This window comes from Flavobacterium saliperosum (assembly GCF_900100625.1).
Classification (GTDB): Bacteria; Bacteroidota; Bacteroidia; order Flavobacteriales; family Flavobacteriaceae; genus Flavobacterium; species Flavobacterium saliperosum.
Map to the genome: position 1 here is coordinate 303316 of NZ_FMTY01000003.1, position 21203 is coordinate 324518.

Consider the following 21203-nt stretch of genomic DNA (forward strand, 5'->3'; position numbering starts at 1 on the left):
AAAATTTATGAAATACGTTGGTTGATTACCGCACGAACCACGTCAATGGCTACCGTGTTGTATTTGTCGTTCGGGATGATGATGTCGGCAAACCCTTTGGTTGGTTCGATGAATTGCTGGTGCATTGGTTTTAAGGTATTCTGATAACGGTTCAGAACTTCTTCCATATCACGGCCACGTTCGGCAATATCACGTTTTAAACGACGGATTAAACGTTCGTCGGAATCCGCATGCACGAAAATCTTAACGTCAAACATATCGCGTAATTCGGGATTGGCAAGGATAAGAATACCTTCCACAATCATTACTTTTCTCGGGTGGGTAACGATGGTGTCGTCCGTTCGGTTGTGTGTAACAAAAGAATAAACCGGTTGTTCGATGGTTTTTCCTTCTTTTAATTCTTTCAGATGGGTTACCAGTAATTCGAAGTCAATTGCTCTCGGATGGTCGAAATTAATCAGCGCACGTTCGTCGAAACTTAAATTGTGAGTGGCTTTGTAGTAAGAGTCCTGAGAAATGATTCCCACTTCGGTTTCCGGCAGTTCATTCATGATTTGATGCACTACAGTTGTTTTTCCGCTTCCTGTGCCACCGGCAATTCCTATAATCAGCATAAAATGTTGTGTTAATTTGTATTGGCAAAAATAGGAATTTATCAATTGAAAAAACGATAATCGGGAAGGAAAGCAAACAAAAAATCCCTTCCGAAACGGAAAGGATTTGAATGCTTTGAATTTAATAGTTTAAACTTTACAACATCCGTCCAGTTTTTCATAACCTTCAGGACTCGCTTTGACGTCATCGGCATCATAGCCCAAACTGCTAATGGCGTTTTTAATTGCGGTAAGATCTGTTTTTTTGGAATTGAAAATCACTTCGATAGTCATTGCTTCCGCATTCAGAGTGACCATTTGTATGCCTTTTTCGCGAAGCAGTGTTTTTTCAAATAATTGTCCGCAGGTTTCGCACTCCTTACAATGATCGCAGGTAATGGTGGTTTTGATTACCGCTTTTTGCGTTTTCTTTTCCTGTGCGAAGGATGTAGTGGAAGCTGATAATAATAAAAAAAGTACCGTTATGAATTTGAAAATTGGTTTCATGATTTTAAATTGATTGGTTTCAAAAATAGTAAAATTATGGACTCACGGAGAAAAGGCAGTAATTTTTAAAATAATATTTTGGGCGTTCCCACAAGGGTCGGGCTTTCCGTTACAATCTTTTTTGAAGCAAAAAGAGCTTCAAAAAAGGATTTCCACTACAATCCCTAACGCAAGTGTTGTTGTTGTTGTTGTTGTTGTTGTTGTTGTTGTTGTTGTTGTTGTTGTTGTTGTTGACTTTGGCTATTATTAGATTGCAGGATTACTCTGTGATTCTTTTTTGGGTTTGATGTTTAAATTTTCTGCGAAACTTTGGTTTTTTCTCTTGAATGAATTTAAAAGAAATATTTAAGTAATTCATGGCAGGATTACTCTGTGATTCTTTTTTGGGTTTGATGCTAAACAAATCCTTTTAAAGTTTCTGCGAAACTTTCGGTCTTTTTTGTTTTCAATAAAATATCAAGCGAGCTTGAATTTTCCTGAAAACAAAAAAATCCCTTCAGCAAAACTGAAAGGATTTGTTTGTCGGGGTGGCAGGATTCGAACCTGCGACCTCCTGGTCCCAAACCAGGCGCGATGACCGGGCTACGCTACACCCCGTGTAATTGTGGGTGCAAATATAGGACTAAAATTCTATTTCCAAAATATTTTTACAGATAAATCTAATTTATTTTTGAATAGTTAATTCTGATATCTTTTTTGAGAAACTTTTTTAATTAAAACTTACATTTGTGAACTTGAAAATAAAAAATACAATACGATTATGTCTGATACGATAGAAAGAATTAAATGCCTTATTATAGGTTCTGGTCCAGCAGGTTATACTGCTGCAATTTATGCAGCCAGAGCGAATATGTATCCGGTTTTATACCAAGGAACGCAGCCGGGTGGTCAATTAACCACAACTAATGAAGTAGAAAATTTTCCGGGGTATCCCGACGGCGTAACCGGACCTGAAATGATGGTTCAGTTGCAGGAACAGGCAAAACGCTTCGGAACCGACATACGTGACGGTTGGGCAACCAAAGTCGATTTTTCGGGAGAGGTTCATAAAGTATGGATCAACGATACCAAAGAAATTCACTGTGATACCGTTATTATTTCAACCGGAGCTTCTGCAAAATATTTGGGATTGCCTTCAGAACAACATTATTTGAAACTGGGAGGCGGAGTTTCTGCCTGTGCGGTTTGCGACGGGTTTTTCTACAGAAATCAGGAGGTAGTGATTGTTGGCGCGGGAGACAGTGCCTGTGAAGAAGCGCATTATCTGTCCAAATTGTGTAAAAAAGTAACGATGTTGGTGCGTAGCGAAAAATTCCGTGCTTCCCGAATTATGGAAGACCGTGTCCGTAAAACCGAAAACATTGAAATTTTGTTACATACTGAAACCGAAGAAGTTTTAGGGGACGGGCAAGTGGTAACCGGCGTATTGGCGAAAAACAAAGCGACCGGAGAAATTACAGAAATTCCGGCTACCGGATTTTTCGTGGCTATCGGTCACAAACCGAATACTGATATTTTCAAAGACTATCTTACGTTGGATGAAACGGGTTATATCATTAACGAACCGGGTACTTCCAAAACAAATGTTCCGGGAGTGTTTGTGGGTGGTGATGCTGCCGATCATGTGTACCGTCAGGCGGTAACTGCCGCAGGAACCGGTTGTATGGCGGCTTTGGATGCGGAACGTTATTTGGCGGCAAGAGAATAATTAAAAAAGACAATATGGGATTAATTAAAGTGTTTTCGGGGAGTGAGATTTTAGCATTGGCATTACAGGCTAAAATTGAGGAAGCAGGAGTGGAGACACTTTTGAAAAATAATATCCAATCGGCAAAACTGGCTGGATTTGGAACTTCGGGTTCGGCAGTGGAACTGTTTATTCAGGAAACGGATTTTCATAAGGCAAATCCTGTCATTGAGGAATTCCGGATGAGTATTTAAATTCTAAAAACTGTATAAAAAAAGCTTCAACATTGTTGAAGCTTTTTTGTTTACTTTTTATAACGGTTGTATTTTTTCAGAATCGTCTGTAAAGCATCATGCGGTAACCCAAATATTTTGTTGTTGTTAATGCCTTCCATGTCTTCGGCAGCGACCAAGGTATTGATGATTGCTTCCTCTGTAGCCTGTACCGTAGCTTTGAAGATCGGATTCAAATGTTCTTTCGGAATCACATTCCAGGTTTGCATTGTTTCTTTTTCATTATTCACCGGTTCGGCAGTCGAGAGCGCTAAAAAGATTTCACCCGAACCGTCACTGGTAAATGTTCCGGTTCTGGCAATGCCATGTGTAACCCTTTTGGCTATCAATTTAAGTTGGCTGGGTAATAGCGGTGCGTCGGTAGCCACAATAACAATGGCGGAACCGTCTTTTCGTTTCGGATCGTTGAAAATGGGTTTGTAGTCTTTGATTTCTTTTCCGACAGGCACTCCGGAAATCATCAGCTCGTTTCTGCCTCCAAAATTCGCCTGAATGAATACGCCTAATGTATAGGTTTTTCCATCAATCGTAAAGGTTCGTGATGCTGTTCCGCTTCCGCCCTTGAAATGATAAAGCGCCATTCCGGTGCCACCTCCAACATTCCCTTCCTGTACCTGACCGGTTTTGGCATTGTCTAAAGCATCCCAAACGTGTTCTTTTTTAACGTGAAAACCGTTAATGTCGTTCAGTAAGCCGTCCCAGGTTTCTGCTGCAATCGGCAGTCCGAAGGAGAAATCGATGAAATCGCCCTCCGAAAATTTCTTATAGCTCCATTCTCCGATAGCATCCCTCACGGTACCTACGCTGTTGGTGTTTGTAATTCCAATCGGACCATAACCTAATCCATAATCCTCAATATTAGCCAGTCCGGTCATTTCACCATCTCCGTTTAGGCTGTACCAGGCGGCGGGGTAGTTTTTGGCTGTTTTTCCCTTTGGAAGAATTACCGTAACACCCGTGCGTACCGGACCTTTTCCGGGTTCCAGTTTTCCGTTACCTTCAATAATGGTTTTATATCCCACTTCAATTCCGGGCACATCCGTAATAGCGTTGTATTTTCCGGGTGTTCCTTCAAACGGAACCCCTAAATCTCTGGCTCGTGGTTTTGTTTGGGCTGCCACTGTGATTACGGCAAATAATACAGCTGTTGTTATGATATTTTTTCTCATTTCTTAATTGTTTGATATGTCAAACAATATTATTGAAAATTCTGAAATGAAATTGCTAAAAGTTTGTTAATATTAAATCGGAAATCTTGTTTGGGAAAGTAACCCAAATCAAAAAAGCTCCAACATTACGTTGAAGCTTTTTAGTAGTTGTGTAAAGGACGGGGCTAGTTTTTCACGATTTTAAAAGTGCTTTGTTTTTTATCGGATTCCACCGAAATAAAGTAAATACCGGTTTTCAAACCTGAAAAGTCCAATTGCACTTCATTGTTATTGTAATTTCTCTCAAGAACCATCTGTCCTAATTGATTAAAAGCTGTCACCTTATTGATAATTTGATTGTTTTTGATGTTCAAAATATCGGTTACCGGATTTGGACTTAAAAGGAAGTCTTGCGAATTGAAACTGTTAGCGCTTAAATTTGGGCTTACATTCACTGTAACATAAATTGGAGCTCCGGTGCAACCATTTACATTAGGTGTTATAATGTAATCAACGGTTCCTGATTGGGTAGTATTCATCAGTGAAATCTGTTGATTAATAATGTTTCCAACCCCGGAAGTTGCTCCCACTGCATTTGATTGAAATACCGTCCAAGTAAATGTTGTGCCTGATACATTGCTTGTAAGTACAATATTGGTTGTGTCTCCTGAATTTATGGTATCGCCAGGGGGACTCGGTGTTACTATTGGTGATGGATTGACATTTATTGTAACCGTTGTAGGGGTTCCTACACAACCATTTGCCGTAGGGGTAATGTTGTATACTACTTGTCCAGTGTAATTCCCAATTGCAGTTAGTACATGATTAATGGAATTTCCAGAACCTGCGGACGCACCTATCACTCCTGCCTGAACAACGTTCCATTGAAAAGTTGTGCCGGGAATATTACTGGTTAGTGTAATATTTGTCGATTCTCCGGAACATATTGAAGGGGAACCTGATGAAACAGACATGGTAGGATTCGGCATTACAGTAATTACTGCAGATCCTGAAGTTGGGCTTGAACAGCCTGTAGCCGATGAAGTACTTTCCAAGTTATAAACGGTATTTGATGTTAAGGGAGGGGTAGATAATGTTGCAAACCCTGAAGAATTTAATACAATGTTCTGGATTGCTCCACCATTTATAGTATAGGAAACGGTTGCATTTGCTGTTCCTGTGAAAGAAATCATTGCGGTATTACCGGAGCAAATGGTTTGATTCGATCCTATAGTTGCTGTTGGAGAAGGTAATACTATAATAGTTCCGGAGTAATTTGCTGGAGGAAAGCAGTTTCCTCCGGTAGTATAAATGGTATAATTATATGCTCCCGGAACCGTTGGAACACCAAAAATAGTTATAGTGTTTGACGACCATGCTGAAGTTACACCCGGTGGCAGCCCCGTGGCTGAGGCTCCTGTTGCATAAGTAGTTGCTGCGGTAATGTTTATTATGGGCTGGTTTAGGCAAACCGTCTGATTCATAAAAGCCGAAGTTGGCGTAATTTGGTCATCGCCAAGTATTGTTACTGCTGCGGTTGCCATGAAATCTGGGCAGCTACCACCTGATGGAATTGTGTAAGTAACAGTATAAGATCCCGGAGTACTCAAACTAGGGGTTATCGCTCCGGTCATAGGGTCAAGTGCCAAACCAACGGGTACACTGCTGAAAACGCCACCTGTATAAGCATCAGTACCTGTTAAAGAAACATTTTGAGGTGTGCCTGTATTTGTACAAAATGGAGAACCACTATAACTTATTGTAGCCGTTGGGCAAGCAACGATTTTATCATCGTTTATTTTGGAAGTATTTGAAAAAAGTAATCCAAAGGATAAAACAAATAAAAGAGTAAAGATTTTCTTCATGAACTGAATTTTATATTTCAGTGCGAAAATAATCTTTTTATTACAATTTTAAGGTAATTAAATTGTTACATTTTTATGCTTCGTTATGCTTCCGCCAATTCTTTGACTTTGTTTAAGGCTATAGGAAATTTTTCATTGAAATAATCCTGATAGTCAGCGACAATATCCATTTCAACTGTAAGGGTTGTGACTCCGTTTGCTTCTTTTAAAGTGTAATTCTCAGTGGAACCCGACCAGCTTTCGGTTGTCGCATCCAAGGGCAATTCGACTCCGTTTTTGATATTACCGATGTGTTTGAAATTCATGATTTCATTATCCACACGTTTATCGATGGTGCTGTACATACCGTCATTGTTTTCGTTCAGAAAATGAATTCTACTGCCTTCCTTCCAATCGGAAACTGCTTTTGAACCTTCACTGAAAACCGAAGTCCACTTTTGGTAGGTGTCGTCATTCCAGAGGGTTTGCCAAACTTTTTCTTTCGGGGCATTGATACTGATGGAGAATTGCATTTTTTTCATGATTACTATTTTAGATAATCTAAAGTTACTGAATTATTCATTTCGGTAATCTAACATTCTAATTGTCCAATAATCTAATTAAACTATCTTTGCACCTTTAAAAATGGTTTGGACTCTTCTGATTTCTAACCTCTAAATTCTAAATTCAGAAATGATTACAGTAAACGATATCGCCGTAGAATTTGGCGGAACCACATTGTTCAGCGATGTGACTTTTGCCATTAATGAGAATGATAAAATTGCCCTTATGGGGAAAAACGGCGCAGGAAAGTCGACATTGTTAAAGATAGTTGCCGGAGAAAACAAACCAACGCGGGGTGGAATTTCGGCGCCGAGTGATGCTGTAATTGCCTATTTGCCACAGCATTTACTGACTTCCGATGATTGTACCGTTATAGAAGAAGCCTCCAAAGCATTCGCCGATGTGTTGAACATGAAGAAAGAAATCGACGAAATCAACGAGCAGTTAACCATCCGTACCGATTATGAAAGTGACGCATACATGAAACTGATTGAGCGTGTTTCCGAATTGAGTGAGAAATACTATTCGATTGAAGAGGTGAATTACGAAGCGGAAGTGGAAAAAGTACTAAAAGGGCTTGGTTTTGAAAGAGAAGATTTTACCCGTTCGACATCCGAGTTTTCCGGAGGTTGGAGAATGCGTATCGAATTGGCCAAAATCCTTTTAAAGAAACCCGATTTGATTTTGCTGGATGAGCCTACGAATCATATGGATATCGAAAGTATTCAGTGGTTGGAGGATTTCCTGATCAATTCGGCGAAAGCGGTAATGGTGATTTCCCACGATAAAACGTTTGTTGATAATATTACCAACAGAACCATTGAAGTTACGATGGGTAGAATTTACGATTACAAAGCCGTGTATTCCGAATATTTGGAATTGCGGAAAGACAGAAGAATTCATCAGCAGAAAGCGTACGACGAGCAACAGAAATTCATTGCCGAAAATCAGGCATTTATCGATCGTTTCAGAGGAACTTTTTCAAAAACAGAATCGGTGCAGTCGCGTGTGAAAATGTTGGAAAAAATTGTGCCGATTGAAGTGGATGAGGTTGATACTTCAGCTTTAAAACTGAAATTCCCGCCATCGCCACGTTCAGGACAATATCCTGTGGTAGTGGATGGTTTGTCAAAATCCTATGGTGACCATGTGGTGTTTAAAGACGCCAATCTGGTGATTGAACGCGGACAAAAAGTGGCTTTCGTAGGGAAAAATGGGGAAGGGAAATCGACCATGATTAAAGCCATCATGAAAGAAATCGATTATGACGGCGGAAAACTGGAAGTAGGACATAATGTTCAGATTGGATACTTTGCACAAAACCAGGCATCGTTGTTAGATGGTGAAATGACAATTTTTGAAACCATCGATCAGATTGCGGTGGGTGATGTGCGTACTAAAATCAAAGACTTGTTAGGCGCTTTCATGTTTAAAGGCGACGATATCCAAAAGAAAGTAAAAGTGCTTTCCGGAGGAGAAAAAACACGTTTGGCCATGATTAAATTATTGTTGGAACCGGTAAACGTATTGATTCTGGATGAGCCAACGAATCATTTGGACATGAAAACCAAAGACATCATCAAAGATGCGTTGAAAGATTTCGACGGAACTTTGATTTTAGTTTCCCACGATCGTGATTTCTTAGACGGTTTGGCGGAAAAGGTATTCGAATTCGGACACAAACGCGTGAAAGAACATTTCGAAGATATCAAAGGTTTCCTGGCTCACAAGAAAATGGAAAGTTTGAAGGAGATTGAGAAATAGATTTTATATTTAGGGCAATAAATAAAGGACATTAGATGAAAAAAATATTTGTTTTAATATTTGTGCTTGCTTTTTTAAATTCTTATGCACAATGTTGGCGGTCTGTTTCAGCAAAGGTATACCATAGTGTTGCTATCAAGACGGACGGAACATTATGGTCTTGGGGAATTAATAATGCAGGGCAAATTGGAGATGGAACATTGATTGACAAACACCAGCCGGTTCAAATAGGTACAGATACGGATTGGCAATATGTTGTAGCCGGAATGAATCATACTCTTGCACTAAAGACTAACGGAACTTTATGGGGCTGGGGTGAGAATTTTTATGGCCAGCTTGGAGATGGAACATATGTTAGAAAAACCTCTCCAATACAAATCGGAACAGATACGGATTGGCAATTTATTGACGCAGGTAACAGCCATTCTATTGCCCTTAAAACTAATGGGACATTATGGCTTTGGGGCGCTAATGTTCAGGGGCAGCTTGGTGATGGTACAACAGTGAAGAAGAACATTCCTGTTCAATTAGGGACTTTGAATACTTGGCAATCGATTTCTACTGGTTCAGCTAATTCAATGGCAATAAAAACGGATGGCACTTTATGGGCTTGGGGTTGGAATACCAGTGGGCAATTAGGAAACGGTACCAATACAAATTTGTATTTTCCTACTCAAATAGGAAACGACATAGACTGGCAAAAAGTTGATGCAAGCGTTACTCATACTGTTGCATTGAAAACTAATGGCACCTTATGGGCTTGGGGAGAAAATATTGATGGACAATTAGGTGATGGCACATACATTGAAAGGTTTAGTCCAGTACAAATGGGGGCAGAAACAAATTGGCAAAATGTTATTGCCGGGAGTTACCATACTTGTGCTTTTAAGACTGATGGCACTTTATGGGCTTGTGGAAGAAATGATTACGGTGAATTGGGAGATGGTAATGGTGGTTTAAATACTAGAAGGAATTTTTTTCTTCAGATTGGGGTTGATACAAGTTGGCGGAGTATTTCTGCTGGTACTCAGAATCTTGCGGTTAAAAACGACAATACCTTGTTTTCATGGGGGTATAACCTTTACGGACAATTAGGAGATGGTTCAACTACAAATAAATACACACCAAATCAGGTAAGTTGTGTCACATTAGGAGAGGAAAATTTAATTTTTGATAAAAAATCTATGAGTATTTACCCTAATCCAACTTCAAAAGGATTTACAATTGATTTAAAAGAAGAACATTCGGAGATTTCTCTGGAAATTTACGATGTGTATGGAAAAGTGGTTAAAAAGGAAACTTACTATAATACAAAAGAAATTGTTTCCGGTATGGATAATAATACTTTCGGTATCTACTTTGTTAAAGTGAAGTATAACGAAAATACACAATGGTTGAAATTAATTAAAAATTAATCCCTGGTGAATCCAACACTTTTAAAGTAAATAAAAGGGAGAAGTTAAAAGACTTCTCCCTTTTATTTTGTCTAAGTTTTATTTTTTTATCCCTAACTTAAAAATACCCGCATTCAACTCCTCGGTATCATTGTCCTCACAAAGTAAAAAGGTGATTTCCTTTTCGGTTTCCTGAAACAACGTCAAACCTTCAAATTTTTGGGTGTCGGTGATTTTTTTCGTGAAATCGATTTTCATTTTTGACAGGTCGATGCAACCAATAATGCTTCCCAACACTTCGCCATCATTGTAAGTCGAATCGGTGTTTTCCGCCGTTGCGAGAAAGTACATTTTATTACCCACCGTAACGGCATCGGTAAAACTGGAGCGGATTCCCTTTAGTTTCGGGAGTTTGAATTCGGTGGCAATGATGTTGAATTCTTCGGTAAGGTTTTTGCCCTGAACCGTAAAAACAATATTTTTTCCTTTAACCCCATTGCCGCGATTGAAGAAAAACCACTCCGTTCCGTTAAAAGCGGCGCCTTCGATGTTGAGATCGTCTTGCGGTAATTCGGCAAACGATTGCATGGCCAGATACAAATCGCTGAGGTCCGTCGTCGCGATGATTTCCTTTGATTTTGCATCCAAAGTGACCATTTTGTTGCGTTTTTCGGTGGAACCGGAGCCGAAAACGTAGATTTTACCGTCAAATTCGGTTACCGCTTCAAAATCGGGTTTTTCTTTTTTGGGAATGTTTTCGGATGGGTTTTCCGTTAGCGGATGGCGTTTCAGTTCTTTATTATCGATACGGTATTCATACAAATAGCTGCTGTTGTCGCCAATGATGAACAACTGATTGTCTTTATAAATGAGTCCGGATGCCGAACCGATTCCGATAATCTGAAACAGGATTTCCAACGTGAATTTATGCATGATTGTGTTATTTGGTTTAGCCCTGATGGGAACGGCATCCTGTCATTGCGAGCTAGCGTGGCAATCTTTTTTGATTGCTTCATTTTTCGCAATGACAGATACAGTGGACAGCAGGAAAAAGCTTCAGATTGCTTCGAAAACTCGCAATGACAATCGGAAGAATTTTTTATATTTACAAATATAAACCAAAAAACTATGGCAGTATTTAATCCGGATAATTTTAAAATCACAAAGCCTTTTTACATCAACGATTTTCCAACGACTGTGCAAACCCATTTGGATGATGACGATAAAGAGGAGAAACTCGACAAGGTGCAGGCGAAACTGAGCGAGTTACAAGACGTGATGTATGCACACAACCGTTATGGTGTGTTAATTTGTTTGCAGGGAATGGATACGTCCGGAAAAGACAGTCTGATTCGGGAAGTTTTTAAAGAATTCAATCCGCGTGGCGTAGTGGTGCACAGTTTTAAAACTCCGAATTCCACTGAGTTGGAGCACGATTACTTATGGCGTCATTATTTGGCGTTGCCGGAAAAAGGGAAGTTTGCGGTTTTCAATCGTACGCATTATGAAAATGTGTTGGTTACGCGTGTGCATCCGGAATATATTTTAAATGAAAACCTTCCGGGAATTGAACAGGTGGATGACATTACGCCCGAATTCTGGGAAAACCGTTTTGAGCAAATCAACAATTTTGAGAAACACATCACGCAAAACGGAACAATCGTGTTGAAGTTCTATTTCCATATGAGTAAGGAAGAGCAACGCAAACGCCTGTTACGCCGATTGGAAGAGGAAGAACACCATTGGAAATTCTCACCCGGCGATTTGAAAGAGCGCGAGCGCTGGGACGATTACATGAAGTTTTATGAAGAGGCAATTAACAAAACCTCGAAACCTCATGCACCCTGGTATGTGATTCCGGCGGATGATAAGGACATGGCCCGCTATATGGTAGCCAAAATCATTTGGGAAGAAATGCAGCTTCGTGCGGATATTAAAGAACCGGAGCTGGACGAAAAAGTGAAAGCAAACTTCACGATGTATCGGGATCAGTTAAAGTAAGAGAAAAGGTTGTTCGGTAAAGAACAACCTTATTTTTTTTCGGCTTCAAATTTTAAAAGCGGTGCCATTCTTGCCCTGTTCAGTTGCAAGCTGTTTCCGTTTAGGTTGTAATTGTCAACCGTTTGCATCAGTTTCAGGAACTGGGTTTCCGTTTCCATATCGGCACAGGCCATCATGGTTCCCATCATTTTGGAAAAAGCAATCCGGTTTCCGTCTGTAAGTTCATAATTTCCACCAAACCCGTTACAACCACTGTGTCCGTTGATTCGGTCTTCGTTTGTGTCGAGATAAACATAAATGTCTTTTCCGTTTTGGGAAGAGGGGATGGGTTTTCCCATCATTTCAACTAAAATCCATTTTGTGCCTTTAAGCGGACTTTCGGTTGCAGATTGCTGATTTAGCTTGGTTTTACAACCTGAAAGTGTCAATAGTGTTAGAACAAGTAACGCGGTTATCTTTTTCATGGTAAGATGTTTTTTTGTTGTAATAAAGGTACCAAAAAATTACAACAGAAAACCATAGGCCAATCGGAGCGATATCTGTCCGGTATTGAAATCACTGTAATTTTCATAACGCAAACTAACATCGATATGTTTGGTGGCTACTCCAATTCCGGGTGCCCATAAAAAGGAGTTGCCCAATTCTTTTGTTGTTCCGAAGGCACCACCGGCTTCCCCTAACACGTAAAACTGATTGCCTAAAAAAGCCTTGAAACCCAATTTGGCAGGAAGGAATCCGCCATCATCACCAGGGCTGAACAAGTGGGTATATCCTGTAGTTACTGCCAGAGATGTTTTTCGGGTTAAATCGTATTGCAAACGGCCATCGGCACCCAAACTGAAATTGTAAGTATCGTTGGTGGGAATACCGCCGTTTAGTCCGTATCCGATACGCCAGTGGTGTAAGTATTCGGGTTGCGAGTTTGATTCCTGAGCTTTTACATTGGTCGTAAATAACAGTCCTGTTGTTAAAGTAAAAAGTACTAAAAGTCCGTTTACATTTTTCATATTAAAATAGATTTAAGGGTAATTATTGTGTAGTAAAACAAGGAATTCGGGGTTTTGTTTTGATGAAAATGATAAACTTCTGTTAAAAAGTCATAAAGAGTCTTAATGGATTTGTGTAATATGCTGGTTGTGAAATAATTGTAAAAACATCGAAAAACACTTAAATTTTCAATTTTCAATACAATTCCCCAAAATCTAGTGCTTACCTTTGCCCAAAATTTGCAAAAATGCGTTTGTCAGCCTATACCAAAGAGTTCTCTTATAATTTAAAACTGGCCTATCCGATCATTCTCGGGATGTTGGGACATACCTTAGTGGGTATAGTCGATAACATTATGGTGGGTAAATTGGGTCCGACCGAATTGGCAGCAGCGTCATTGGCAAACAGTTTCGTGTTCATTGCCATGTCCATCGGAATAGGATTTTCAACGGCCATTACGCCTTTGGTAGCGGAAGCTGATGGTGAAAAAAATGTGGATAAAGAGCGAACCATTTTCCATCACGGATTAATATTGTGTACCTTTTTGGGTGTTTTCCTTTTCCTGGCGATTTACTTTTCGAAACCCTTGATTGTGTATATGGGGCAACCCGAAGCTGTAGTGGAAATGGCAAAACCGTTTTTGGATATTGTGGCGTTCTCCTTAATTCCGCTCATTATTTTTCAGGGGTACAAGCAATTTGCCGACGGGAAATCGGAGACAAAAGTGGCGATGTGGGCGAACTTACTTTGCAACGTAGTACACATTTTGTTAAATATAGTGCTGATTTACGGTCTTTGGTTTTTTCCGAAATTAGGCATGTTGGGTGCGGCATACGGTACCGTGATTTCCCGTTTCGTAATGCTGATTTTTATTCATTTCTCCTTAAAACACAAGGAACGATTTCAGACGTATTTCGAGCAGTTTTCGTTTAAGGAATTGCAAAAAGATATCGTAAATAAAATTGTGAATCTTGGTTTGCCATCTTCGATGCAGATGTTTTTCGAAGTGGCGCTTTTCACCGGTGCCGTTTGGCTTTCCGGTGTTATTGGCACGACCAGTCAGGCAGCAAATCAGATAGCATTGAGCTTGGCTACGTTTACGTTTATGTTCGTATCCGGTTTCGGAGTGGCGGGAATGGTGCGTGTTGGGAATTTCAAAGGATCGCAGGATTTTATCGGTTTGCGTATTGTGGCCCGTTCCATATTCCTATTGGCCATTAGTATTCAGGTCGTTTTTGCCCTGATTTTCGTGGTTTTCCACCAATATTTACCCGAATTGTTCATGAATGCCGAAAATTTATCGCAATTAAAAGACAATACCGAAGTAATTTCAATCGCGTCCCAACTAATTATCATCGCCGCTATTTTCCAGATTTCCGATGGGGTGCAAGTGGTGGTTTTAGGCGCACTTCGCGGTTTGCAGGATGTGAAAATACCCATGTATATTACCTTCATTTCCTATTGGATTATCGGTTTCCCGATTTCAATTTACCTGGGATTGTATACCGATTTGAAAGCAGTCGGCATCTGGATCGGACTTTTAGCCGGATTAACGGCAGCCGCAATATTTTTGTATCTTCGTTTCAATCATTTGACACGCCAATTAATTTTAAATAATCATACCAATAAATAAAAGCATATGGAATTACCAAAATTTGTATTAGCAGACAACACCGATTTTCCGGAAGATATTTTCATCATTCACTTGGACTACCCAAGATTCATTATCAATTTAAAAGATGATGAAGTGGAATTTTTAGAAGAGCTGGATGAAGAAGAGGAAGAGGAAATCGAAGCCGAAATGGAAAAACTAATCAACCTGGCAGGTGAATTTTACGACAGGGAGATGAAACTTTACGAAGAGTAATCAGAGGGCAGGTTTCAGATAGCAGTTAGCAGACTTTTACTGAGAAATTGCATTCTGCGTTCTCCCAACACTATTTAAAATAGGCATTCAAAAGCAACTGAGCGGCGGCAAACGGTGAAATTTCATTGTTTTGCACCGCTTTTTTAGTTTCTTCCAACAGTTTCTGGATTTCCTGATGGTTGTAGAAATTCAGTTTCAACTGCTCGTTGATGGTTTCCAGCATCCAGTATTGGCTCTGTTCTTTTCGTTTTTTATCGAAATATCCGTTTTCTTTGGTTAGTGTGAAATAGTCGGTAATCGTTTCCCATACCTCTGAAATCCCTTCATTGGTCAAAGCACTGCAGGTAGTCGCTTTCGGAGACCAACCGGAATTCTTCAATGGGAACAAATGCAAAGCACGGTTGAAATCGACTTTCGCCAATCGGGCCCGTTTGATGTTATCGCCATCGGCTTTATTGATTACAATCGCATCCGCCATTTCCATGATACCGCGTTTGATGCCCTGTAATTCATCTCCGGCTCCGGCTAAATTCAGCAGTAAAAAGAAATCGACCATACTGTGAACGGCCGTTTCACTCTGACCCACACCCACGGTTTCAATCAGAATTGTATCAAATCCACAAGCTTCACATAAAATAATCGCTTCTCGGGTTTTTCGCGCCACACCACCCAAACTTTCCCCGGAGGCACTCGGACGGATATAGGCATTTTCATCTTTTACCAATTCTTCCATACGGGTTTTATCACCCAAAATACTGCCGTGGGAAATCGAACTGCTCGGATCTACCGCCAAAACAGCCACTTTCTTTCCGATGGACGTCAGGTATTTTCCAAAGGCTTCAATAAACGTACTTTTTCCAACCCCGGGAACTCCTGTAATCCCAATCCGCAACGAATTATTCGCGTAAGGCAAACACCCTTTGATGACTTCATTCGCTTTTTCCAGATGGGTGGCACTGGTGCTTTCCACCAAAGTAATGGCACGACTCAATGCTACTTTGTCGCCTTTCAGAATGTTGGAAATCAATTCCTCGGCGGAAGGTTGTTTTCTCCGGAACTGCTGAATGTGTTCCACAGACGTAGCGCTAATGCTGTCCGGTTGTTCAATACCGTCATTTTCTTTTAAGGCTGATGGATGTGATTTTTTCTGTGCCACAGGAATGAATTAGTGCAGTAAAAATAAGGAAAAAGTGCACAATGTTCAAGGATATTCAAACATTGTGCACTTTCGATATGTGAATTGCTGTGCTTTTTGTCATTATCTAGTATAGATTTTAAATCCGTGAAAATCCGCGTTGCTTGCATCCGTGTCATCCGCGTTCCAAAAAAACAATAGTCTTAATCAAATGCTAAAGTTGAATAAAATCGGGGCTTAAAAATGAAATAGTAGTAATTTTGTCTCGCTTTAAACCACTATGGAAAACATTTTACTTATTTTCGTCTGCATGCTTTTGGGTTTTCTGCTCAAAAAAAGCGCTGCCTTTCCTCCATTAAGCTATAAAACGCTCAATCAGTTTGCGATTTACATATCACTTCCCGCCGTTGCGTTGTATTATATCCCGAAATTGGAAATCAGTTCGAAATTGTTATTCCCGTTGGGAATTGCCTGGTTGGGTTTTGCGCTTTCCTACATTTTTTTCGCAGGTTTCGGAAAACTATTCGGCTGGTCCAAAAAGCTTACAGGCTGTTTAATCATCACAGCCGGATTGGGAAATACCTCTTTTGTCGGTTTCCCGATAATCGAAGCGGTGTATGGAAAAAAGGGACTGGAAACTGCCGTTATTGTCGATCAGCCCGGTTCGTTTGTGGTGCTTTCCACGGTAGCGGTTTTGGTGGCAACCGTCTATTCCAGAGGAACAACCAGCTCGAGTGTGATTTTCAAAAAAATACTGTTCTTTCCACCCTTCATAGCTTTTGCTTTTTCATGCTTTTTGAACGTTTTGCAATTGGATTTCCCAGAAATGTTCCAATCGGTTTTTCAACGTTTGGGCAGTACGGTAACTCCGATAGCACTCGTAGCGGTGGGAATGCAACTGGAATTCGACAGTAAAAGCAAGCATTGGAAATTCCTGACTTTAGGATTGTTTTTCAAACTGTTCCTAACGCCGGCGTTTTTCTATTTGTTCTATGTGACACTTTTAGGTGGTAGCGGGTTGGAAGTTCAGGTTTCCATACTGGAAGCTGCCATGGCACCCATGATAACCGGAACCATAATAGCATCCACTTATGGATTGAAACCCAAACTAAGCAACATGATGATTGGTTTCGGTATTCCGATTTCGTTCCTCACCCTAATTTTCTGGTACTTTATTTTACAGCATATTTGATGAAAACTGAAACTGCAACCCTCGATACTAAGAATTTAGCGCAAACCACGGTATATTCCATCCTGTTTTCCATCTGTTTCGCGCATTTGCTGAACGATTTGTTGCAAGCGGTCATTCCGGCCATGTATCCGGTTTTGAAAGCGAAATATGCGCTTACGTTCACGCAGGTCGGATTAATTACGTTTACCTATCAGGTTACCGCATCGTTGCTGCAGCCTTTCGTCGGAATTTATACGGATAAACATCCCAAACCGTATTCGTTGGCGTTTGGAATGTTGTTTTCGTTAGGCGGCATCATCATGTTGTCACAGGCTTCCAGTTTCCCGTTGATATTGGCTTCGGTGGCTTTCGTGGGAATCGGTTCGTCCATCTTTCATCCGGAAGCTTCCCGTGTGGCGTTCCTGGGTTCGGGCGGGAAACGCGGACTGGCACAATCGATTTTCCAATTAGGCGGCAATACCGGAACGGCAATCGGACCGTTATTGGTCGCTTTAATCGTAATTCCGCGCGGACAATCGTATATTCTTTGGTTCGTATTGGTCGCCATCGTTGGGATTATCGTGTTAAGTAGAATCGCCATTTGGTACAAACAAAAATTAATCTCCATTCAGAGGAAGAAAAAAAGTGGCGAACGTTTGCACAATCTTTCCCCGATGAAAGTTAAAATGTCGGTCATTTTATTGCTGATTCTGATCTTTTCGAAATCGTTTTACACCACTTCGATGTCGAGTTACTTCACGTTTTATCTCATCGAAAAATTCCATATTTCCGTATTACAGGCGCAATATCATTTGTTTGCCTTTTTAGGGGCTGTAGCTGTCGGAACCTTAATTGGCGGACCATTAGGCGATAAATTCGGACGAAAATACATCATCTGGTTTTCCATTTTAGGAGCCGCGCCGTTCACTTTACTGCTTCCGTTTGCCGATTTGTTCTGGACCGGAATTCTCTCCGTGATTATCGGAATCGTCATCGCTTCGGCTTTCTCGGCAATTTTGGTGTACGCACAGGAATTAATGCCTGAAAGAGTCGGAATGATTTCCGGATTGTTCTTCGGTTTCGCCTTTGGAATCGGTGGTTTGGGTTCCGCCGTTTTGGGCTATCTGGCGGATAAAACGTCCATCGAATTCGTCTATGCTATCTGTTCGTTTCTGCCATTAATCGGTATATTTGCTTACTTCTTGCCGAATTTAAAGAAGAAATAGGAGCGAATGGTTCGGGATTTATCAGTGGTCCATTTTCCCGCTTTCCGTTGCAATTACCTTTGTCAAAGTTTTAAACTTTGACAAAGGTAATTTACACTGCAATCGGGGCTAGTTAGGATTTGTCTTTTGTGCAAAATCGTTTTTAAATCAAATCTTTGCGAACTTTGCGCTAACCTTAGCGTTCCCTGCGGTTAAGTTTATTTGTAATCTATAAGCCTTAAATTTTGACGGTCTTTTTAAATGTTTAATGCTAATAATGGATATAAATTCTTTGCGAACTTTGCGATAACCTTTGCGCTCCTTGCAGTTAAGTTTATTAAATTTGTTTTAAAATTAGTTCAGCAATGCAAATCACACCCGAAATACTTCAAAAACTACAAAATATAGTAGGTACATCCTTTGTATTCACCGACGATGAAACCCGCAACCACTATGGCCACGACGAAACCGAAGATTATGTTTTTCCGCCAAGCGTAGTGGTAAAACCGGCTTCGGCTCAGGAAATATCCGAAATAGTGAAAGTGGCGAACGAATACAAAATTCCAGTGGTTCCCATTGGAGGAAGAACGGGTTTGAGCGGCGGGGCATTGAGTATTCATCACGGCATCGGTTTGTCTACGGACCGACTGAATAAAATCATCGAAATCGACGAAAAAAACCTTCAGGTTATCACTGAACCGGCTGTTATCACTCAGGTTTTACAGGATACGGTTTTGGAAAAAAGCCTGTTCTACCCGGTAGATCCAAGCAGCCGTGGCAGTTGTTTCATTGGTGGTAACGTAGCCGAAAATGCCGGTGGTGCAAGAGCCGTGAAATACGGAGTCACCAAAGATTACGTGCTGAATCTCGAAGTGGTTTTGCCCACAGGAGAAATCATCTGGACGGGGGCGAATACCTTAAAAAATTCGACAGGATATAACTTAACACAATTGATGGTGGGTAGCGAAGGAACGTTGGGGATCATTACCAAAATCGTTTTAAAACTCTTGCCTAAAAATTCCCATAACGTATTGATGTTGGTACCATTTTACAAAGCGGAACAAGCGTGTGAAGCGGTTTCAGCGATTTTCAGAGCGGGCATTGTGCCGAGCGCGTTGGAATTCATGGAGCGTGATGCCATCGATTGGGCTATCAGGTTTGTTGACGGCGTGAATGTCGATATCAAACCGGAAATCGAGGCGCATTTGTTGATTGAAGTCGACGGAAATTATCCCGAAATCCTGATGCTCGAAGCCGAAAAAATAATGACGGTTGTGGAAGGTTTCCAAATCGATGAAATCCTTTTCGCCGATACCGAAGATCAAAAAAATGCTTTATGGCGTATGCGTCGCGGTGTGGCGGAAGCGGTTAAATCCAATTCGGTGTACAAGGAAGAAGACACCGTTGTGCCACGATATGAATTGCCAACATTGTTAAAAGGCATCAAGGAAATCGGAAACAAATACGGTTTTAAATCGGTTTGTTACGGACATGCGGGCGACGGAAACCTCCACGTGAACATCATCAAAGCAGACATGACCGACGAAAACTGGAAAACCGAAGTCCCGAAAGGCATTCGCGAAATTTTCGAATTAACCGTTGCGTTAAAAGGAACCTTGTCCGGCGAACACGGCATCGGTTACGTTCAGAAAAATTTTATGGACATTGCGTTCAGTACGTCGCAGTTACAGCTAATGAAAAATATCAAACTGGTTTTTGATCCGAACAATATCCTGAATCCGGGAAAAATTTTCCCTGATACACATTAATATACCCTAGTTTTAAAAAAAGACGTCGCAGAACGTGGTTGACCACGTCTTGAAGTCCGTTTACCACGTTACCGGACGTGGTACACCACGTTATGAACCCCATTCACCACGTTGTTTGACGTGTTCAACCACGTTATGAACCCCATTTACCACGTTGTAGGACGTGGTTAGCCACGTTTGTAACGCCAATTACCACGTTAGGTAACGTGGTCAACGCACTTCCGAACGTCATTAACCACGTGGTAGGACGTGGTAAATGACGGTATTGGATTGTTTTTAGTTATTGATTTCGAAACTCGGATAAAACAGCATCCGGATTTTTAAAGGTTGGCGGTTGCTCGGTAATGTTGGCAATGCGTTTTTTGTTTAATTTCATGGTAACATCGGCTTCCGTAGTAAACAACAACACCCACATGAACGGATTGTTGATGTAAGGGACTAATTCCGCTTCCATGGCATCCATTTCGATGATTTTTTCAATCTCCTGTAAACCTTCGTTATAAATCTTATGCGTAACGGATAATTTTAAAACACCATTTTCTACTGCCGTTCTTACATAAATGTTCTGTAACTCGGGTTGCCCAATGGTTTTCGTCAGCGTTAATTTGGCAAAAGTGCCGTTGGCAATACTTGATTTTACGGTATCGAAAAAAGTGGTATAGGTTGGAGTATTCGGCATTTTATATCTTCTGAAATGAATGACTGATTTGAAATTGTTTTGCAAAAGTAGCTTTTTGACTTTGATGGAAGCGCATTTGCTCTTCTTTTTTTGAAATGGAGCAGGGTGGAAATTTTTTGGAAATCTGATAAAAATCAGGTTTGTCATAAAAAAAAGGAAGTACCTTTGAGGTATGAAAAATGCAATTGTAATCATAGTATTCCTTTTCGTGATGAAACCGATTCTTCCGGTTTTGGAATATGTATTGAATTACGATTACATTGTAAAAGAACTTTGTGAGAACAAAGCCAAACCCGAAACGAATTGTAACGGAAAATGTCATTTGATGAAAGAATTGGCAAAAGCTTCCGAAAATAACACTCCTGTTTCTTCTGAAAAAAAAGTTTCTCATTCGGAATTCGAAGTCTTATTCATTCAAAAACTTGCTTCACTTGAAGTGGTAACCTTGAATTTCCCAATTCAAAAAGCAATCAATACAAAGTATTCCGATGGCTATTTTTACGAAAATAGCACCACAACTTTCCATCCGCCTACGGTTTAATCCTTGTTTACTGTTTTAGTTCTGTTGTTTTTTCAGCAGGATTCATTCTTTCTT

The 21203-nt window shown here is 40.5% G+C and carries 22 protein-coding genes and 1 tRNA gene; 12 read left to right on the forward strand and 11 right to left on the reverse strand.

The genetic code is table 11. From position 1 onward, the window contains the following. Positions 1-5 precede the first annotated feature (5 nt). Entirely contained in the window at positions 6-614 is a 609-nt protein-coding gene (gene udk / locus BLQ05_RS07695) for a uridine kinase (protein WP_023577116.1), read from the reverse strand. Between the two features lie 129 nt (positions 615-743). Beyond that, complete coding sequence (locus BLQ05_RS07700) at positions 744-1100, reverse strand: heavy-metal-associated domain-containing protein (RefSeq protein WP_023577115.1); 357 nt, start codon at positions 1098-1100, stop codon at positions 744-746. 13 nt (positions 1101-1113) lie between these two features. Here BLQ05_RS07700 and BLQ05_RS07705 point away from each other — a divergent pair, with 13 nt between their 5' ends. Then, positions 1114-1350 (forward strand): hypothetical protein, encoded by a 237-nt coding sequence (locus BLQ05_RS07705; RefSeq protein ID WP_074460104.1) that lies wholly within the window; start codon positions 1114-1116, stop codon positions 1348-1350. Positions 1351-1622: 272 nt separating this feature from the next. Here BLQ05_RS07705 and BLQ05_RS07710 read toward each other — a convergent pair. After that, positions 1623-1697 (reverse strand) — tRNA-Pro (locus BLQ05_RS07710). 163 nt (positions 1698-1860) lie between these two features. Here BLQ05_RS07710 and trxB point away from each other — a divergent pair. Continuing rightward, entirely contained in the window at positions 1861-2808 is a 948-nt protein-coding gene (trxB, locus tag BLQ05_RS07715; RefSeq protein WP_023577113.1) for a thioredoxin-disulfide reductase, read from the forward strand. Between the two features lie 14 nt (positions 2809-2822). Beyond that, on the forward strand, positions 2823-3041 hold the full coding sequence (locus BLQ05_RS07720; RefSeq protein ID WP_023577112.1) for a putative signal transducing protein: 219 nt from the start codon (positions 2823-2825) through the stop codon (positions 3039-3041). A 50-nt stretch (positions 3042-3091) separates the two neighbouring features. On the opposite strand, the gene BLQ05_RS07725 is transcribed toward BLQ05_RS07720, so the two are convergent. The 3 genes from BLQ05_RS07725 to BLQ05_RS07735 all read right to left on the reverse strand — a co-directional run bounded on the left by BLQ05_RS07725 (position 3092) and on the right by BLQ05_RS07735 (position 6614). Continuing rightward, the gene (locus tag BLQ05_RS07725) at positions 3092-4249 is read right to left on the reverse strand and encodes a DmpA family aminopeptidase (protein WP_023577111.1); all 1158 of its coding nucleotides are present in this window, start codon (positions 4247-4249) and stop codon (positions 3092-3094) included. Positions 4250-4413: 164 nt separating this feature from the next. Beyond that, a complete protein-coding gene (locus tag BLQ05_RS07730) occupies positions 4414-6093 on the reverse strand; it encodes a PKD-like domain-containing protein (RefSeq protein WP_023577110.1) in 1680 nt (559 codons plus the stop codon). An 83-nt stretch (positions 6094-6176) separates the two neighbouring features. Continuing rightward, complete coding sequence (locus tag BLQ05_RS07735; protein ID WP_023577109.1) at positions 6177-6614, reverse strand: SRPBCC family protein; 438 nt, start codon at positions 6612-6614, stop codon at positions 6177-6179. A gap of 151 nt (positions 6615-6765) precedes the next feature. On the opposite strand from BLQ05_RS07735, the gene BLQ05_RS07740 reads away from it, so the two are divergent. Next, the gene (locus tag BLQ05_RS07740; RefSeq protein WP_023577108.1) at positions 6766-8400 is read left to right on the forward strand and encodes an ABC-F family ATP-binding cassette domain-containing protein; all 1635 of its coding nucleotides are present in this window, start codon (positions 6766-6768) and stop codon (positions 8398-8400) included. A gap of 35 nt (positions 8401-8435) precedes the next feature. Next, the gene (locus BLQ05_RS07745; protein WP_023577107.1) at positions 8436-9815 is read left to right on the forward strand and encodes an RCC1 domain-containing protein; all 1380 of its coding nucleotides are present in this window, start codon (positions 8436-8438) and stop codon (positions 9813-9815) included. Between the two features lie 78 nt (positions 9816-9893). On the opposite strand, the gene BLQ05_RS07750 is transcribed toward BLQ05_RS07745, so the two are convergent. Then, positions 9894-10727, reverse strand: coding sequence for a DUF6929 family protein (locus BLQ05_RS07750; protein ID WP_023577106.1), 834 nt, complete (start codon positions 10725-10727; stop codon positions 9894-9896). 195 nt (positions 10728-10922) lie between these two features. Here BLQ05_RS07750 and BLQ05_RS07760 point away from each other — a divergent pair, with 195 nt between their 5' ends. Beyond that, on the forward strand, positions 10923-11795 hold the full coding sequence (locus tag BLQ05_RS07760; protein ID WP_023577105.1) for a PPK2 family polyphosphate kinase: 873 nt from the start codon (positions 10923-10925) through the stop codon (positions 11793-11795). 29 nt (positions 11796-11824) lie between these two features. Here the strand turns inward: BLQ05_RS07760 and BLQ05_RS07765 are convergent, their stop codons facing one another. Both BLQ05_RS07765 and BLQ05_RS07770 read right to left on the reverse strand, forming a co-directional pair. Then, positions 11825-12259, reverse strand: a complete 435-nt coding sequence (locus BLQ05_RS07765; RefSeq protein WP_023577104.1) for an META domain-containing protein — start codon at positions 12257-12259, stop codon at positions 11825-11827. A 39-nt stretch (positions 12260-12298) separates the two neighbouring features. Then, positions 12299-12802, reverse strand: a complete 504-nt coding sequence (locus tag BLQ05_RS07770; protein ID WP_023577103.1) for a hypothetical protein — start codon at positions 12800-12802, stop codon at positions 12299-12301. A gap of 227 nt (positions 12803-13029) precedes the next feature. On the opposite strand from BLQ05_RS07770, the gene BLQ05_RS07775 reads away from it, so the two are divergent. Together BLQ05_RS07775 and BLQ05_RS07780 are read left to right on the forward strand one after the other, a co-directional pair. Then, positions 13030-14415 carry an MATE family efflux transporter gene (locus tag BLQ05_RS07775; RefSeq protein WP_035654712.1) on the forward strand — a complete coding sequence of 462 codons (1386 nt, stop codon included), beginning with the start codon at positions 13030-13032 and terminating at the stop codon, positions 14413-14415. Between the two features lie 6 nt (positions 14416-14421). Beyond that, positions 14422-14649: a hypothetical protein gene (locus tag BLQ05_RS07780; RefSeq protein ID WP_023577101.1), complete on the forward strand. Its 228-nt coding sequence runs from the start codon at positions 14422-14424 to the stop codon at positions 14647-14649. 70 nt (positions 14650-14719) lie between these two features. Here the strand turns inward: BLQ05_RS07780 and meaB are convergent, their stop codons facing one another. Then, a complete protein-coding gene (meaB, locus tag BLQ05_RS07785; RefSeq protein ID WP_023577100.1) occupies positions 14720-15805 on the reverse strand; it encodes a methylmalonyl Co-A mutase-associated GTPase MeaB in 1086 nt (361 codons plus the stop codon). A gap of 259 nt (positions 15806-16064) precedes the next feature. Here meaB and BLQ05_RS07790 point away from each other — a divergent pair, with 259 nt between their 5' ends. The 3 genes from BLQ05_RS07790 (at position 16065) to BLQ05_RS07800 (ending at position 19929) form a co-directional block, all read left to right on the forward strand. Then, positions 16065-16976, forward strand: a complete 912-nt coding sequence (locus BLQ05_RS07790) for an AEC family transporter (protein ID WP_023577099.1) — start codon at positions 16065-16067, stop codon at positions 16974-16976. Beyond that, positions 16976-18181 (forward strand): MFS transporter, encoded by a 1206-nt coding sequence (locus tag BLQ05_RS07795; protein ID WP_035654709.1) that lies wholly within the window; start codon positions 16976-16978, stop codon positions 18179-18181. Before BLQ05_RS07790 ends, BLQ05_RS07795 begins: the two co-directional genes overlap by 1 nt. A gap of 344 nt (positions 18182-18525) precedes the next feature. Continuing rightward, positions 18526-19929: an FAD-binding oxidoreductase gene (locus tag BLQ05_RS07800; protein WP_023577097.1), complete on the forward strand. Its 1404-nt coding sequence runs from the start codon at positions 18526-18528 to the stop codon at positions 19927-19929. 280 nt (positions 19930-20209) lie between these two features. Here BLQ05_RS07800 and BLQ05_RS07805 read toward each other — a convergent pair whose 3' ends face one another. Continuing rightward, a complete protein-coding gene (locus BLQ05_RS07805; protein WP_023577096.1) occupies positions 20210-20653 on the reverse strand; it encodes a hypothetical protein in 444 nt (147 codons plus the stop codon). A gap of 127 nt (positions 20654-20780) precedes the next feature. On the opposite strand from BLQ05_RS07805, the gene BLQ05_RS07810 reads away from it, so the two are divergent. Next, on the forward strand, positions 20781-21149 hold the full coding sequence (locus tag BLQ05_RS07810) for a hypothetical protein (RefSeq protein WP_023577095.1): 369 nt from the start codon (positions 20781-20783) through the stop codon (positions 21147-21149). Positions 21150-21203: the final 54 nt, after the last annotated feature.